15 protein-coding genes are annotated in these 15232 nt (G+C 67.0%); 7 read left to right on the forward strand and 8 right to left on the reverse strand.

Going from position 1 to position 15232, the window contains the following annotated elements; translation table 11 throughout:
- The first annotated feature begins 120 nt into the window (after positions 1–120).
- On the forward strand, positions 121–738 hold the full coding sequence (locus NS365_RS12345) for a TetR/AcrR family transcriptional regulator (protein WP_058600597.1): 618 nt from the start codon (positions 121–123) through the stop codon (positions 736–738).
- Between the two features lie 19 nt (positions 739–757).
- Here NS365_RS12345 and NS365_RS12350 read toward each other — a convergent pair whose 3' ends face one another.
- The 6 genes from NS365_RS12350 to NS365_RS12375 all read right to left on the reverse strand — a co-directional run bounded on the left by NS365_RS12350 (position 758) and on the right by NS365_RS12375 (position 6705).
- A complete protein-coding gene (locus NS365_RS12350; protein WP_058600598.1) occupies positions 758–1459 on the reverse strand; it encodes an ABC transporter ATP-binding protein in 702 nt (233 codons plus the stop codon).
- Positions 1460–2209, reverse strand: a complete 750-nt coding sequence (locus NS365_RS12355) for an ABC transporter ATP-binding protein (protein WP_058600599.1) — start codon at positions 2207–2209, stop codon at positions 1460–1462.
- Positions 2206–3204 carry a branched-chain amino acid ABC transporter permease gene (locus NS365_RS12360; protein WP_082684578.1) on the reverse strand — a complete coding sequence of 333 codons (999 nt, stop codon included), beginning with the start codon at positions 3202–3204 and terminating at the stop codon, positions 2206–2208. Before NS365_RS12360 ends, NS365_RS12355 begins: the two co-directional genes overlap by 4 nt.
- A 4-nt stretch (positions 3205–3208) precedes the next feature.
- Positions 3209–4129, reverse strand: a complete 921-nt coding sequence (locus tag NS365_RS12365) for a branched-chain amino acid ABC transporter permease (RefSeq protein WP_058600601.1) — start codon at positions 4127–4129, stop codon at positions 3209–3211.
- Between the two features lie 32 nt (positions 4130–4161).
- The gene (locus tag NS365_RS12370; protein ID WP_206612130.1) at positions 4162–5352 is read right to left on the reverse strand and encodes an ABC transporter substrate-binding protein; all 1191 of its coding nucleotides are present in this window, start codon (positions 5350–5352) and stop codon (positions 4162–4164) included.
- 432 nt (positions 5353–5784) lie between these two features.
- Complete coding sequence (locus tag NS365_RS12375) at positions 5785–6705, reverse strand: transporter (protein WP_082684579.1); 921 nt, start codon at positions 6703–6705, stop codon at positions 5785–5787.
- 408 nt (positions 6706–7113) lie between these two features.
- Between NS365_RS12375 and NS365_RS25205 the strand changes: the two genes are divergently transcribed.
- Genes NS365_RS25205 through NS365_RS12405 form a run of 6 tightly spaced genes read left to right on the forward strand, consistent with a single transcriptional unit; the run spans position 7114 to position 13695 of the window.
- Positions 7114–9876 carry a benzoate-CoA ligase family protein gene (locus NS365_RS25205; RefSeq protein ID WP_058600603.1) on the forward strand — a complete coding sequence of 921 codons (2763 nt, stop codon included), beginning with the start codon at positions 7114–7116 and terminating at the stop codon, positions 9874–9876.
- On the forward strand, positions 9873–10595 hold the full coding sequence (locus tag NS365_RS12385; protein ID WP_058600604.1) for an alpha/beta fold hydrolase: 723 nt from the start codon (positions 9873–9875) through the stop codon (positions 10593–10595). Before NS365_RS25205 ends, NS365_RS12385 begins: the two co-directional genes overlap by 4 nt.
- Before the next feature lie 20 nt (positions 10596–10615).
- Positions 10616–11311, forward strand: a complete 696-nt coding sequence (locus NS365_RS12390; protein WP_058600621.1) for a fumarylacetoacetate hydrolase family protein — start codon at positions 10616–10618, stop codon at positions 11309–11311.
- Positions 11308–11955 carry a maleylacetoacetate isomerase gene (gene maiA / locus NS365_RS12395; RefSeq protein ID WP_058600605.1) on the forward strand — a complete coding sequence of 216 codons (648 nt, stop codon included), beginning with the start codon at positions 11308–11310 and terminating at the stop codon, positions 11953–11955. Before NS365_RS12390 ends, maiA begins: the two co-directional genes overlap by 4 nt.
- A gap of 25 nt (positions 11956–11980) precedes the next feature.
- Positions 11981–13090, forward strand: coding sequence for a cupin domain-containing protein (locus NS365_RS12400; RefSeq protein ID WP_058600622.1), 1110 nt, complete (start codon positions 11981–11983; stop codon positions 13088–13090).
- Entirely contained in the window at positions 13087–13695 is a 609-nt protein-coding gene (locus tag NS365_RS12405; RefSeq protein WP_244498438.1) for a maleylpyruvate isomerase N-terminal domain-containing protein, read from the forward strand. The genes NS365_RS12400 and NS365_RS12405 overlap by 4 nt, the downstream gene beginning before the upstream one ends.
- Here NS365_RS12405 and NS365_RS12410 read toward each other — a convergent pair.
- Both NS365_RS12410 and NS365_RS12415 read right to left on the reverse strand, forming a co-directional pair.
- Positions 13657–14475 carry an IclR family transcriptional regulator gene (locus NS365_RS12410; RefSeq protein WP_058600606.1) on the reverse strand — a complete coding sequence of 273 codons (819 nt, stop codon included), beginning with the start codon at positions 14473–14475 and terminating at the stop codon, positions 13657–13659. The two genes, NS365_RS12405 and NS365_RS12410, sit on opposite strands and share 39 nt — an antisense overlap.
- Positions 14472–14873, reverse strand: coding sequence for an acyl-CoA thioesterase (locus NS365_RS12415; protein ID WP_058600607.1), 402 nt, complete (start codon positions 14871–14873; stop codon positions 14472–14474). The genes NS365_RS12410 and NS365_RS12415 overlap by 4 nt, the downstream gene beginning before the upstream one ends.
- Positions 14874–15232 lie beyond the last annotated feature (359 nt).

A 15232-nucleotide genomic window follows, 5' to 3' on the forward strand; every position in this document is an offset into this window, starting at 1 on the left:
AACCGGTATGTTTCAATGAAAACTTTGCCGGCCGTGTGGGATTCCTCGTATGAGGGGACCTTCGGGGAAGGGGGGCTTTCCGTTCCGCCCCGGACGGATCGACCACAACGAGGAAGCCGGATGACGACGACGGGAAAGAAGCGCCGCACACAGGCGGAACGCAGCGCCGAGACGCGCGAGAAGATCCTGCAGGCGACGATCGACATCCTGTTCGAACGCGGCCATGCGCGGCTGACGACGGCGCTGGTGGACGAGCGGGCGGGCGTCTCCAGTGGCGCGCGGGTGCACCATTTCCCGTCGAAGATCGATCTCGTCGTGGCCGCCACGGAACAGACCTATGCGCGGGCGAAGGATATCGGCCGCCAGCGCGCGGAAACGGCGCGCAGCTCTGCGAACCCTCTACGGGAGTACGCGAGCGACTGCGCGTCGGTCTATTTCGACTGGCCCTTCGTCGCGGCCCTCGAAGTGGTGGTCACGGCTCGCACCGACGACGAGTTGATGGCGCGTCTCGCCCCGGTGCTCGACGATTTTCATCGCGAGATGAAGACCACCTGGACCCGTTCGCTGGTGGAGGCCGGATACGACGCGGCGGTGGCCGACGCGGAACTGACGCTGACGCTGAACCTCATCCGGGGCATGGCGGTCAACCGGATCTGGCAACGGGACGACGCGACCTATGTCGCGATCCTCGACCGGTGGTGCGTCGAGCGGGCCGGGCACATCCGACACAGAGCCTGACGGCCATGCGGCCGGCCGCTCAGACGCTGAGATAGGCCTTGACGACCGCCTCCTCGGCGCGCACGCGCGAGGGTGCTCCCGACCAGACGGTCCGCCCCTTCTCCACGACGAAGAAACGGTCCGCGACCTCCAGCAGGCGTTGGATGTGCTTGTCGATCACCACGATCGACTGGCCGAGCTGGCGCAACCGCCCGATGCAGGCCCAGATCTGGTCGCGGATCACCGGGGCGAGGCCCTCCGTCGCCTCGTCGAGGATCAGGAGGCGCGGATTGGTCATCAACGCGCGGCCGATGGCCAGCATCTGCTGCTCGCCGCCCGACAGGAGATTGGCATAGGAACCGTTGCGCTCGTGGAGGCCTGGGAAGAGTTCGTAGACGCGGTCCACCGTCCAGGGCTGCGCCTCGCCCCGCCGGTTGGCGGCGACGACGAGGAGGTTCTCGTGCACGGTGAGGTTGGAGAAGACCTGCCGACCCTCGGGGACGAGGCCGAGCCCCTGCCGTGCCACGCGCGCCGCCGAAAGACCCGTGAGCCGGCGCCCCTCGAACTCCACCGCGCCGTCCCATGCCGGCAGGAGGCCCATGAGGGCCCGCACCGTCGTGGTCTTGCCCATGCCGTTGCGGCCCATGAGGCAGACGACCTCGCCGGGGCCGACCTCGAAGCTGATGTCGAAGAGGATCTGGCTGCGATCGTAGCCGCTCGTGAGGTTCTTGACCCGCAGCATTCAGGCGTCCTCTCCAAGGTAAGCTTCGCGCACGCGCCCGTCGGCGCGGATTTCTGCCGGCGTTCCGACGGCCACGACCTCGCCGCGCACCAGCACGGTCAGCCGATCGGCCAGTTCGAACACGGCTTCCATGTCGTGCTCCACGAGAAGCACGGTGGTTCTGCCCTTGAGCTGCGAGAGGAAGCGCGTCATCGCGCGGCTTTCCTCCGAGCCGAGACCGGCCATCGGCTCGTCGAGAAGGATGAGCGTCGGATCGCCGACGAGCGCGACGGCGAGTTCCAGAAGGCGCTGCTCGCCGTGGCTCATGTCCGCCACGCGACGGGGCATGTGTTCCCGTCCCATGCCGATGCGGGCCAGCGCCCGCGCCGCCTCGTCCTGAAGGTCGGCGTTGCGGTCGATCCGGCGCCAGAAGCGGAAGGCCCGCTCCCGGCGCGCGAGAAGCGCAAGACAGACGTTCTCGCCGACCGTGACGTCGCGGACCAGCGTGGTGATCTGGAAGGAGCGGGCCATGCCGAGCCCGGCGCGCTCGTGGACCGGCCGGTGCGTGACGTCGCGCCCGTTCACCAGCACCGTCCCGGACGTCGGCGAGACCTCGCCGAAGAGCTGGGCGATGAGCGTCGTCTTACCGGCGCCGTTCGGGCCGATGACGGCATGCATCTCGCCGCGCGGCAGAGCCATCGACACGTTGCGCGTCGCGTGGAGGCCGCCGAAGTACTTGTTGAGGTCGCGGACTTCCAGAGCGTGCGTCATGCGCGTCGTCCGATCAGGAGGCCGACAAGGCCGTTGCGGGCGAAAAGGACGATGGCGATCAGGAACAGGCCGAACCAGAAGTGCCAGTAGACCGTGAGCCCGCCCATCCACTCCTCGATCAGAAGGAAAACGAGGGCACCGACGAGCGGGCCCGAGATCGTGGCGACCCCGCCGACGATGACGATGAAGATCAACTCGCCGGACGCGGTCCAGCTCATCGCGGCCGGTGTGACGAAGCTCGTGAAGTTCGCGTCGAGGAAGCCGGCGAGCCCGCAGAGCATTCCGGCCGCGACATAGGCCGCCAGCCGGTAGCGCACGGGATCGAAGCCCACCGCCTGCACGCGGCGCTCGTTGCCCTTCGCGGCCTTCAGCAGAAGACCGAAGTCGGAGCGGCGCAGTCGCGAAAAACCGAGCATCGCGGCGGCAAGGATCACGAGAACGGCATAGTAGAGCTGCGTCTTGTCGCCGAGGTCGAGCGGACCGAAGAGGCTGGAATAGTTGATGGTCAGCCCGTCGTCGCCGCCATACTGGCGCAGGCCGAAGACGGTGAAATAGACCATCTGCGCGAAGGCCAGCGTGATCATGATGAAATGCACGCCCCGCGTGCGCAGCGCGATGAGGCCGGTAACGAGCGCGAAGAGCGCGCAGGCGCACAGCGCGACGGCGAGCTGGACGAAGCCGTTGTCGATGTCGGCGTCCGCCAACATGCCGACGGCATAGCCGCCGATTCCGAGAAACACGGCGTGACCGAGGCTGACGAGGCCGCCCAGCCCGATCAGGGCGTTGAGGCTGAGCGCCGCGATGGCGAGGATCATGGCGCGCAGCGCGACGTCGGTCCAGAAGTCGTGCCCGAGCATCGAGAGGACGAAGGGCGCGGCGGCGAGCGCCGCGATCAGGACGAGGGCGAGGGCAAAGTCGGGATCGACGCTCGAACCTCGAACCGCCAAGGGGCGGGCGACCGGCCCCGACGGGCTCCCTGTGGAAAGATCGGTCATCGGATCACCTGTTGGCGGGCGGGAACAAGCCCGACGGGCGGAAGATCAGGACGAGCGTCATCGAAAGATAGATGAGGATCGAGGCGAGCGAGGGTCCCGCCGAGGAGGCCACGGACGGCGAGAAGACCGCGCCGAGGATCGAGGGCAGGTAGGCTCTGCCGAGCGTGTCGATCAGCCCGACGCCGATGGCCGCCACGAAGGCTCCGAAGATCGAACCGATGCCGCCGATGATGATGACCACCAGCGCCAGGATGACGATCTGGTTGCCCATGCCGATGGAGGCGCCGGTGATCGGCGCGACCATGATGCCGGCGATCCCGGCCAGCACCGCACCGATGGCGAAGACCAGCGCGAAGACCATCCGCGTCTCGATGCCGAGCGCGCGCGCCATTTCCTCGTTGGAGGCCGAGGCGCGCACCATCATGCCGACGCGGGTGCGCGCGATGACCTGCCAGAGCGCCAGCGCCACGAGCGCGGCCACCACGACGATGAAGAGCCGGTAGGTCGGCAGCGTGATGCCGCCGAGCGCGATCTGGCCGCCGAGCCAGGCCGGCAGCGGCACCGACAGGCTCTGCGGACCCCACAGATACTTCACCGCCGTGTCGGCGCACAGGACCATGCCGAAGGTGACGAGCACGTGGTCGAGATGGTCGCGCTTGTAGAAGTGGCGCACGAGCAGCCATTCGGCGGCAAGGCCCATGACGAGCGTGACGGGCAACGCCACGAGGAAGCCGAGCAGGAACGAGTCCAGCGCGACGGCGACGGTGGCGCAGATATAGGCGCCGACCATGTAGAAGACGCCGTGCGCCAGATTGATGAAGTCCATGATCCCGAAGACGAGCGACAGACCCGCCGCCAGAAGGAACAGGATCAGCCCGAGCTGGACCCCGTTCAGAAGCTGATTGACGAAGAGGACCGCATCCATCGCCTATCGCCTTTCCGTGCGCGCGCAGCCCATCACTTCTCGTTCCGGCAGGCGTCGACATAGGGATCGACAAGCTGCTTCAGCTCGACCCCGTCGGATTTGAGGGTCCAGGCACCGCTCGCATCCGCAGCGATCGTCAGGCCGCGATAGTTGTCGATGGGGAAATGGTTGCGCGCGAGTTCGTAGCGGCCGCGCACGGAATCGTAGTCGGCCGCGATCAGGGCCTTGCGAACGGCATCGCGGTTCTTGATGTCGCCGCCCGACTGTTCCACCGCGGCCTTGAGATAGGGGATGAGATCGTAGGCCGCGGCGGCGTAGTTGGAGGGAAGCCGGCCGTAGCGCTTCTGGAAGTCCTCGACGAAGCGTCGATTGGCGGGCGTGTCGATGTCGGGCGACCAGTAGTCCGCCGTGGACGAGCCCAGGACGACATCGACGCCGGCCTTCTGGAGCTGGGGCAGGACGATCTGGTTCAGAGTGTAGACGCTGTAGAGCTTGACCTTGTCCTTCAGCCCCGCCTGTTCGAACTGGCGGGCGAAGGTGGCCGCACGGCCGGGATAGAAGGCGAAAAGCGCGTCGGCGCCAGACGCCGCCACCTTGGCCAGCTCCGCCGAGAAGTCGAGTTGGGGGTCGTCGCCCCATTTGGTGAAGTCGCGGCCGACCACCTCGCCGCCGAACGTTCTCTCGACGCCCTTGACCATGTCGATGCCCGCCGCGTAGTTCGGCGCAAGCACATAGAGCTTCTTGCGCTTCTGCTCGTTCATGACCTTCCCGAGCGCCATGGGAACCATGTCGTTCTGGCCGCGAAGCGAAAAGAAGTCGGGGTTGCACAGCTTCCCCGCCATGTCCGAAGGGCCGGCATTGGTGCTGATGAGGAAGGCGTCGGAATCAATCACCGTCTTGCGCGCGGCCATCAGGACGTTCGACCAGATGAATCCGGCGACGACATCGACCTTCTCCTGGCGCACCAGCTTTTCCGCCTTCTGCCGGCCAAGGTCCGGCTGGAGACCGTCGTCCTCGTAGATGACCTCGATCGGGTGGCCGGCGATCGTGCCACCGGCGTGGTCGACCGCGAGCTTCACGGCGTCGACCATGTCGTTGCCGATGGCGGCTGCTGGCGTCGTCAGCGTCGTGATGAAGCCGATGCGGATCGGTTCCTCGGCGAAAGCCGCCGACGTCATCCATGTCGCGAGTACCGCGCCGAGAGCGGCCATCTTCGGGTTCATGCTGTTCCTCCCAAGGCGTGGCGTCGCGGCGGTCGGGCCGCGCGACTGGATATCGAGCGCCGCAGGAAGCGGACACAGAACTGGCGGGGCGTGAGGGTGATCGGTCTGGGGATCAGGCGGCCGCGAGGGACGCGACGAACGCTTGCACTGCCGAGCGTCGAGGCCGGGCTCGACGACACACCTGTCTCGTCACGGCCAACGGCTTCGAATGCACTGAATAGGCGCAACGCCTATCGTCCAGGGCTGCGATCCGCCGCATACGCGCCTCCCAACGCTTTTGCCGAACCGAAGCTTACCGAGTATTCCGCTCGAAGCAATAGGTTTTATGATGTGAAATTTCAGGCGCCGAGCCCGGTGTCCGGGAACGGGGTGGGCGGGATCGCGCGTCCGGACGGCCCGTGCGGCCGGACGCGCCTTGCAGGGTTTCGGGTATCAAAAGACGGTCAGCAGTCGGATCTGGGCGACGAGGTCCTGCTTGAAGCCGCCTTCGGCGTGGATATCCGTTCCGATCATGCCTTGGATCTGCACGGTCGGAGTAACGAACGTATTGGCGAAGAGCCGGAGCTGGTCGGAGCGCGTCTGCAGCCCGGTTGCCCGATCGTTGACGAACGATTCCCCGCCGAACGTGCCGGAATAGCCGAAGGAGACGGAGGTCGCCTGACTGACCTGATAGCGCAGGTAGGCCTGGAGTTGGAACGAGGGATCCTGCGATACGGTCAGGTTGCCGGCCTCGTCGCTGTCGCGGCGGAAGGCGACGTCGGCGGCGCCGTCGAAGAAGAATCCATGCCCGAGACCTTGGATCAGACCGACCTGCGGGGTCGCGGTCCAGGCGCCGGACCCGATGCTGATGCTTCCGAGGTCGTGGTGGCCGGTCGGCATGGTCACGAAGGCGCTGAGACCGACGGTCGTGGCGAACTCACCGGTGCCGGTGTTGATGGGATAGATGGTGAATCCGGTCGTGACGTCGCCGAACCCTTCGGCCGTCGGCTGCTCGACGCCGCCGATACGGGCTTCGGGAAAACCGCCGAAGGGAAGGATGAGGTGGAGCGCGACAGGAACGCCGCCGACCTCGGTGAAGTGCAGTCCGCGCAGGATACCGACGGCCGTCTTCAACTCGGACGCGGGGACATCGCCCGGCCCGATCACATGCAGGCTGTCGGCACTCGTGTATTGGAAGTAGAGCGCGCCGAGCGACGTGCCGGCCGGTAGCACCGCATAATCGCCGGGCGCGATGTCGATGGCTCGTGCGGCGCTCGGCGACAAGGCGATCCCGGCCGCCGCGAGCATCCTGAAGATGGAACCCAGGCCCACACGCTTCCCATGCTCGGCCCTCGCCGTCGAAGTCTGCCTCATGATGCTGTCTCCCGTGTGAATGGAAATGGGCCGCGAACGCCCATGGCGCGGCACCCTTTGACGGGCGCGGCGTCGATGCGGCGGCATGCGGTGCTGATGCGTGGGGCGAGACGACGGATTCCCCCCAACGCCTCTCCCGGCCGAAATCCTACCTTCAATTCCCTCACAAGCAATAATTTTCACACAGTGATACTTGAGGTTATGGCGCGTTGAGCTTCAGCAAACCGGGCTATGTTGGGATGACGTCGGTGCTCCCGGTCTCCACAGGTGAATGCAGGTCATGATGCAAACCCTTCGTTCGCCTCCGACGCGCAGGCAACTCGGCTTCATGTTTCACAGAGATAAATTTGTTGCACTGAGTAGAATAATAGGGGATGAAAGAGCAGGGAGATAATTTGGGAGGTTGGGATGTCCGCTGTTCGTTCGGTCGACATCATCGGAGCGGGCCCGGCTGGGCTCTACACGGCGATCCTGTTGCGCCGCCTCGTGCCTGCGGCGCGCGTGCGGGTCTTCGAGCAGAACCCCGAAGGCGCGACGTTCGGCTTCGGGGTCGTGTTTTCAGACCAGGCGCTCGATTTCCTGAAGGCGGACGATCCGGAGACCTTCGATCTCGTCGTGCCGCGCATGGAGCGTTGGCGGAACATGACGCTGGCGCATCCCGACGGAGAGGTGACCCTCGACGGAATCGGCTTCGCCGCCGTCGGACGGCTGGAACTGATCGAAATCCTACGCGCCCGGGCTGAGGAATTGGGCGTCGAGCTGCGGTTCTCGCACGCCGTCGCCTCGCTGGACGAACTCGACGCGGAGCTGATCGTCGGAGCCGACGGGCTGAACTCCCTCGTCCGGCGCGCGCTGCCCGACGCCTTCGCGCCCGAGCTCGACCACTTCACCAATCATTTCGCCTGGTTCGGTGCTGACCGCGCCTTCGACACGCTGACCCAGACGTTCGTGCGGACCGAGAAGGGCGCGCTGAACGCCCATCACTACCGCTTCGCGCCGAACCGCAGCACCTTCATCGTCGAATGCGACGACACCACCTTCGAGGCGTATGGCTTCGCCTCGCTGAGCGAAGGCGAGAGCGCCGAGCTTTGCGCGGAGATTTTTGCCGAGACGCTGGGCGGCGCGCGGCTCATCACCAACAAGTCCGTCTGGCGGCGCTTCCCCAAGCTCTGGTGCGGGGCCTGGGCTTCCGGGCGGCATGTCATCCTGGGTGATGCCGCGCACACCGCGCATTTTTCCATCGGCTCGGGCACCCGTCTCGCCATGGAGGATGCGATCGCGCTTGTCGGCGCGCTGGCCCGCCATGACGACCTCGACGCCGCGCTGGCGGACTATCAGGCCGTTCGTATGCCGATCGCCCGCAAGATCGTCGATGCCGCCAACACATCCGCCACCTGGTACGAGCACTTCGCCCAGAAGCTGGCGTTGCCCCCGCTCGACTTCGCCTTCGACTACGTCACACGGTCGGGTCGCATCGACATCGAGCGGCTGCGCGCCCTGTCGCCGAAATTCATCGAGGCCTGGGAAAACCGGCCCGCCGCCGCTCCGATCAGAGACCCGGTGCCGGTGCGCACCTCGGCCTGCGAGGAGATCGGCTACGACAAGACGCGCCATCCCAACTGCTCGGCCATCCTGTGGGACAACCTCGCCCGAAACCCGGAGAAAACCGCGCTTGTCGGCCCCGGCGGGAGCTTCACCTATCGGGAGCTGATCGCCGAAGCCGCCCGTTGGGGCCGGGCCTTTCAGGGCGCCGGTCTGAGGCGCGGCGAGCGGATCCCGTTCTTCCTCGACGACACGCCGGTCTACCCGGCCGCCTTCTTCGGCGCGGTGCGCGCCGGCTTCGTGCCGGTGCTTTTGAACACCCAGACAAATCAGGACACGCTCAACTTCTTCCTGAAGGACACGGGCGCGCGGATCGCGCTCTGCGAAGCCTCGCTTGCCGCCCAGTTCGGTCCCGATGGGCTCGAGGGGACCGCCGTCGAACGGGTGGTGATCGTCAACGGTGCCCCGGCTCATGCCGGACATGAGAGCGCCGAGGGCTTCCTCGCCGGCATGGAGACGGTTCTCGACTGCGCCGACACCGGGCCGGACGACATGGCCTTCTGGATGTATTCCTCGGGCTCGACGGGCCGACCCAAAGGCATCGTCCACCTCCACCACGACATGGCCTATACCGACGCATCGTTCGGGCGGCATGTCCTGAAGTTGCAGCCAGACGACATCTGCTTCTCCGTGCCGAAGATCTATTTCGCCTACGGCTTCGGCAACGCCTTCACCTTCCCGTTCTCGATCGGCGCGACGACGCTCCTGATGCCGGGCCAGCCCCGCGCCGACGCAGTGCTCGATACGATCGAAGCCTTCCGTCCCACGGTCCTCTTCGGCCTGCCGACGCTTTACACCGCGCTGGCCCGCGCCCCCGGCGTCGAGAACCGGGACCTCTCGTCCCTCCGGCAGTCGATGTCGGCGGCCGAAGTCCTTTCCGACGACATCTACGCCGCGTGGAAGCGGCTGGTCGGGCACGGGCCGACCGAGGGGCTCGGCTCGACGGAGATGTTGCACATCTATCTCTCCAACAGCCTGGACGACCATCGCATCGGCGCGGCGGGCGCACGCGTGCCGGGTTACGAGATCAAGCTGGAAACGCCCGATGGCGGTCCCGTCGCCCCCGGCGAGGAGGGCGTGATGTTCGTGCGCGGCCATTCCTCGGCCCCCACGTACTGGAACCGCCCCGACAAGACGCGCGAGACCATGCGCGGCGAGTGGCTCTACACGGGCGACCGCTTCATCGAGCGGGACGGCACCTACTATTTCCAGGGCCGCGCCGACGAACTCATCAAGGTCTCGGGCCAGTGGGTGTGGCCGCTCGAAGTGGAGCGCTGCCTCAACGAGCATCCCGACGTGCACGAATGCGCTGTCATGGGACAGGAACTGGAGGACCGCCGGCTCACGCTGCGCGCCTTCATCCGACTGCGCGACAGCCGATCGGAAAGCCCCGCGCAGACGGTCAAGCTGCAGAACCACGTCCGCACGGTGCTGATGCCCTACAAGTATCCGCGCATCGTCGAGTTCGTCTCCGAATTGCCGAAGACCGGCACGGGCAAGATCGACCGCCAGGCGCTCAAGAGCCGCCCGCTTCCCCGAAACGAATCCGGCATGGAGGGTGCAGCATGAGGTTCGTCCTCGTTCACGGCGCCTGCCACGATGGCAGCCATTTCGAAGTCACGGCCGCCAGCCTGCGAGCCAAGGGGCACGAGGTTCACTGCCCGACGATCCAGGGCAACCGCGAGGGCGACGACCGCCGCACCACGCGGCTGGAGGACGCCATCGCCTCGCTCGTCGCCTACTTCGACGAGCACGCGATCGAGGACGCCGTGCTTGTCGGCCACAGCTGGGGCGGCATGGTCATTTCCGGCGCCTTCGACCGGCTCGGCGCGGCCCGTATCCGCCGCCTCGTCTATTACGGCGCCTTCGTGCCGATTGACGGAGAAAGCCTTCTCGACCTCTGCCCGCCGCACTACCGCGACCTCTTCCGCCAACTCGCGGAGCCGGCCAACGAGATCGTGTTTCCCTTCCCGATCTTCCGCGAGGCCTTCATCAACGACGGGTCGCTGGAACAGGCCGAGGCGCTGCACGCGAGCCTCAATCCGCAGCCCTTCCTGACCATGGCCGACCCGATCCGCCTGTCGCGCGATCCGGCCGCCTTCGACTGCGGCAAGAGCTACCTCCATTGCACGGAGGAGACGGGCCTGCCGCAATCCTACCCGTTCCATCCCCGCCTCTCGGAGCGTCTCGGGCTTTTCCGCCTCGTCTCGATGCCGGGAAGCCACTCGACCTTCCATACCGCGCCCGAGCTCCTGGCCCAGAAGCTCGTCGAAGCCGGCCGAGACTGATCCCGAAAGGTATGCCCGCCATGACCTACGTCGTTCCCGCTCCGCCGCAGCCGAGCGTCGCCGTTGCCGGTTCGGAGGCCCGCTTCCCCGTGCGCCGCATCTTCTGCGTCGGGCGCAACTACGCCGCCCACGCGCGTGAGATGGGGCGCGATCCCGACCGCGAGCCGCCCTTCTTCTTCACCAAACCCGCCGACGCGGTGGTCGGCGACGGCGAGACCGTGGCCTATCCGCCCGAGACCGCGAACTTCCACTACGAGGCCGAACTCGTGGTCGCGATCGGCGAGGGCGGCCGCGACATCGACGAAGCCCGCGCCTTGGATCATGTCTGGGGCTATGCGGTCGGCAACGACCTGACGCGGCGCGACCTGCAGCTTCAGGCGCGCGAGCAGGGCCGCCCCTGGGATTGGGGCAAGGCCTTCGACCGCTCGGCCGTCGTCGGCCCATTGCGGCCCGTTTCCGAGGTTGGCCACCCCGCGACGGGACGCATCCACCTTTCGGTCAACGGCGAGACCAAGCAGGACGCCGATCTCTCGGAGCTCATCTGGTCCGTGCCGGAGATCATCGCCATCCTGTCGCGCTCCATGGAGCTGAAACCGGGCGATCTCGTCATGACCGGCACGCCCGCGGGCGTCGGCCCGCTGAAGCCCGGCGATCGCTGCGAGATCGAGATCGAAGGCCTCGGCGCGATCACGACGCGGATCGGAGAACCGTCATGACGCTGAAGCTCCACAACTTCTTCCGCTCGTCGAGTTCGACGCGGGTGCGCGTGGCGCTGCGGTTGAAGAGCGTGCCGTTCGACTACGTGCCCTATGTGCTGCGCAACGGCGAGACGCGCCGCAAGCCCTTCCTCGACCTCAACCCCGCCGCACTCGTGCCGGCGCTGGAGCTGGAGGACGGGCGCGTCCTCACCCAGTCTCTCGCCATCATCGAGTGGCTGGACGAGACCCATCCGGCGCCGCCCCTCCTGCCTGCCGACGCCTATGGGCGGGCACGCGTGCGCGCGCTGGCCCAGACGATCGCCTGCGAAATCCACCCGCTCAACAATCTGCGTGTCCTGCAGCATCTCGGCCAGACTTTCGGCGCCGACGAGGCCGCGCAGGCGCGATGGTTCGAACATTGGGTGACGACGAGCTTCGACGCCATCGAAACCAGCCTCGCGCGCGACCCCGAGACCGGCGCCTTCTGCCACGGCGATACGCCCGGCCTTGCCGACATCTGCCTCTACGCGCAGGCCTGGAACAATCGCCGCTTCTCCATCGATACCAGCCGCTGGCCGGTGATCGACGGCATTTTCCGACGCCTCGATGCGATCGCGGCCTTCCGCGATGCCGCGCCCGACCGCCAGCCCGACGCCGCCTGATCACACAGAATCCCAGGAGGACGCGATGCTTCAAAATCCTACGCAGCCGGCGCCTCAGCCCCATTCGGGCCAGCCGGAGGACACCGCGGCGCTGCGCGAACTCTACGCGCGCATGGAAGACCAGCATATCAAGCCGCTCTGGACGCAGATCGGCAACCTGATGCCGAAGACGCCAACGCCGCGCGCCGTCCCGCACCTGTGGAAATGGGCGGACCTCATCCCGCTGGCGCGCCGGTCGGGCGACCTCGTGCCGGTCGGCCGGGGGGGCGAGCGCCGGGCCCTGGGGCTCGCCAATCCGGGCCTGGGCGGCAACACCTACATCACACCGACCCTGTGGTGCGCGGTCCAGTATCTTGGCCCCCGCGAGACCGCGCCCGAACACCGGCATTCGCAGAACGCCTTCCGCTTCGTCGTGGAAGGCGAGGGGGTCTGGACGGTCGTCAACGGCGACCCCGTTCGCATGAGCCGTGGAGACCTTCTGCTGACGCCCGGCTGGCACTTCCACGGCCACCATAACGACACCGACCAGCCCATGGCCTGGCTCGACGGGCTCGACATCCCCTTCGTCTACCAGAACGACACCGGCTTCTTCGAATTCGGCTCCGAGCGCGTGACGGACTACGCGACGCCCCGCTTCTCGCGTGGGGAGCGGCTCTGGGCGCATCCGGGGCTGCGTCCGCTCTCGGGCCTGCGCAACACGCCGAGCTCGCCGCTCGCCGCCTATCGCTGGGAACACACCGATCGGGCCCTCACCGAGCAGCTCCTTCTGGAGGAGGAGGGACAACCCGCGACGGTGGAGCAGGGCCACGCGGCGATCCGCTACGTCAATCCGACGACGGGCGGCGACGTCATGTCGACGATCCGCTGCGAGTTCCACCGACTTCGAGAGGGAACGCAGACGCCCACGCGCCACGAGGTCGGCGCCAGCGTCTTTCAGGTCTTCGAAGGGCGCGGGGCAGCGGTGATCGGCGGCACGCGCCATATGCTCGACATCGGCGACATCTTCGTCATCCCCTCCTGGGTGCCGTGGTCGCTGGAGGCCGAGACGCAGTTCGACCTCTTCCGCTTCTCGGACGCGCCGATCGTCGAGCGCCTCGACTTCGCGCGCACGCTGATCGTCGGCGAGGCGTCGTGAGCGCCGCGCTGGACGAAGCGCGCGAGGCGCTTCGCGCCCGGCAGGGCGCGGGGGCGCGCTACGATGCGACCGCCGCGCCAGCCGAGGCGCTGTCGTGGGCGCGGCTCGGCACGGCCTACTTCGCGCGGATGCTCAGCCATCTCGCCGATCCGGAGCTCGAGGCCCCATCCGCGATCGCCGGCTGGTCGCGGCGGCATGTCATCGCCGCCGTCGCGCTGGAGGCGCGGCGGCTCGCCGAAGCCGTTGGCTCCGTACGCGGTCTGCCGCCCGCCGAGGAGGAGGGGCTCGTCCTGTTGGAGCCGCCGCTGGCCGACATCCGTCTCGCCGCGACGCTTCCCGCCCAAGCCCTGCGCCACCTTGTCGAACACGCGGCTATTCATCTCGACGTGGAATGGCGGGATGCCGGAAACGCGCACTGGGGCGCGGTCGTCAGCGACGCGGCCGGGCAACGGCTGGCCGTGGCCGATATGCCCCGGCGCCGCGCGGCGACGCTCTGGCACGGCGCGGTGGCGCTTCGGTCGGGCGGCCGCGCGGCCGATATGCCCGCCGCCTTGCGCGGCGAGGCGCTACGCCTTGTCGGGTGCCCAGACCTTCTGGCTCGATAGGCTCCGGACGAAGTCGCCGAGCGCCTGCACGGCGGCCCCGTCGGGTCGCAGCACGCTGTCCGACGTCGAGATGAGCGTCACCGCCGCCTCGGCCTCGCCCTGCCAGTTCAGGATGGGCGCGGCGACGGCCCGCAGGCCCGGCACGAACTGACCATCCACAGAGGCGAACCCCTTCTCCCGTATGTCGGCGACCAGCGCCTCGATTCCCGCGCCCGTCAGCTGAAGCCCCGGCCACGAAGCGCCCGTCTCGTGCGCGTGTTCCATTTCGAGGGCCGTACGCGCTTCCGTCATCCGCGTCGGCAGATAGGCGAGGAAGACACGCCCGCTCGCCGAGGTCAGGAGCGGCAGCGAACTGCCGAGACCGAAGGATGTGACCAGCGGGCTCGGTGCCCGGTACCAACGCACGACCATCGCGCCCTGGCGCGACCAGACCGAGAGGAGGGCGGTGAGACCCGTGCGCTCGCCGAGGTCCGGCAATGCGTCGGCGGCCTGATTGACGAAATCGCTCTGGCTCAGCGCCGCGACCCCCATGGCGGCGGCGAAGGGGCCGAGCTGGTAGCGACCGGACCGCTCCGTCTGCTGCGCGAACCCGGCATGGATGAAGCTCGCGAGATAGCGATGGATCTTGCTGGATGGCATACCGACGGCGCGCGCGAGGTCCGTCAGCGTCACCGGCCCGTCGAACATCGCCAGGCCCTTCAGCACGAGGAGAGCGGTGTCGAGCGCCTGGATGCCACCGCGCGCGTGCTGGTCGGTGGCGGCCTCGATGTCGTCTTTCATGTCAGCATCTTCCTGAACTCGTCCGGTACGGGGGCACCCTTGAGCTTCTCGCCCACCGTCAGCGCCCAGGCTCGCACCTCGTGACCTTCGGCTGCCAGGCGCCCTTCGCATTCGATCCGGTAATCTAGCCGCAATCGGCGTTCCTGCCACTCGCTCAGGGTAACGTCGATCGTGAGGATCTGGCCGAAGGTCACCGGCGATTTGAAGGCGAGACCGACATCCACGAGAGGCGTCACCGCGCCGAAGCGCGCCTGCAACTCGCGCTGCCCGAGGCCCCGCGAGGCGAGCAACCGCTGGAAGGTCGAGTCCATCCAGTAGAAGTAGTTGGGGTAGAACACGATGCCCGCCGCATCGCAGTCTCCCCACTGGACCTCGAATTCGGTTCGAAACGCCGTCACGAAATTCCTCCTAGTGAATATAGTTTCACCTCGTAGAATAAGGGAGAGGCCGAAGGGCGGCAACGTATCGGGCGGCAAAATCGGTGCGTCAGGCGGCATCGTCCGGGTTCAGCCAGAAAGAACATTCATACCGCGCAGGATGATCAGGTCGGAATGATTGTCGACGGCGTTTGTTGACGGGTCGTCTCGCTTCGGCGTGTCGAGGTCGAGCGCTCCTGAGCTGATGTCTCGTCTTCACAGATCTTAAACACCTTGCTTGGCGACGATTGTCTTCGAGCGTGACCTTCTCGCGTTCTATTTTTTCGCACCACGCCAAAATCAAATAATACTCGCATAAAAACCAGAGATATCGGAGTTTT

Origin of the sequence: Aureimonas ureilytica (assembly GCF_001475935.1) — a bacterium.
Lineage (GTDB): Bacteria > Pseudomonadota > Alphaproteobacteria > Rhizobiales > Rhizobiaceae > Aureimonas > Aureimonas ureilytica_A.

Coding starts and splice junctions, on each gene's coding strand:
- NS365_RS12410 (WP_058600606.1), bottom strand. CDS start 14,475: ATGAAAGACGACATCGAGGCCGCCACCGACCAGCACGCGCGCGGTGGC.
- NS365_RS12360 (WP_082684578.1), bottom strand. CDS start 3,204: ATGACCGATCTTTCCACAGGGAGCCCGTCGGGGCCGGTCGCCCGCCCC.
- NS365_RS12400 (WP_058600622.1), top strand. CDS start 11,981: ATGCTTCAAAATCCTACGCAGCCGGCGCCTCAGCCCCATTCGGGCCAG.
- NS365_RS25205 (WP_058600603.1), top strand. CDS start 7,114: ATGTCCGCTGTTCGTTCGGTCGACATCATCGGAGCGGGCCCGGCTGGG.
- NS365_RS12345 (WP_058600597.1), top strand. CDS start 121: ATGACGACGACGGGAAAGAAGCGCCGCACACAGGCGGAACGCAGCGCC.
- NS365_RS12375 (WP_082684579.1), bottom strand. CDS start 6,705: ATGAGGCAGACTTCGACGGCGAGGGCCGAGCATGGGAAGCGTGTGGGC.
- NS365_RS12350 (WP_058600598.1), bottom strand. CDS start 1,459: ATGCTGCGGGTCAAGAACCTCACGAGCGGCTACGATCGCAGCCAGATC.
- maiA (WP_058600605.1), top strand. CDS start 11,308: ATGACGCTGAAGCTCCACAACTTCTTCCGCTCGTCGAGTTCGACGCGG.
- NS365_RS12365 (WP_058600601.1), bottom strand. CDS start 4,129: ATGGATGCGGTCCTCTTCGTCAATCAGCTTCTGAACGGGGTCCAGCTC.
- NS365_RS12355 (WP_058600599.1), bottom strand. CDS start 2,209: ATGACGCACGCTCTGGAAGTCCGCGACCTCAACAAGTACTTCGGCGGC.
- NS365_RS12370 (WP_206612130.1), bottom strand. CDS start 5,352: ATGAACCCGAAGATGGCCGCTCTCGGCGCGGTACTCGCGACATGGATG.
- NS365_RS12385 (WP_058600604.1), top strand. CDS start 9,873: ATGAGGTTCGTCCTCGTTCACGGCGCCTGCCACGATGGCAGCCATTTC.
- NS365_RS12390 (WP_058600621.1), top strand. CDS start 10,616: ATGACCTACGTCGTTCCCGCTCCGCCGCAGCCGAGCGTCGCCGTTGCC.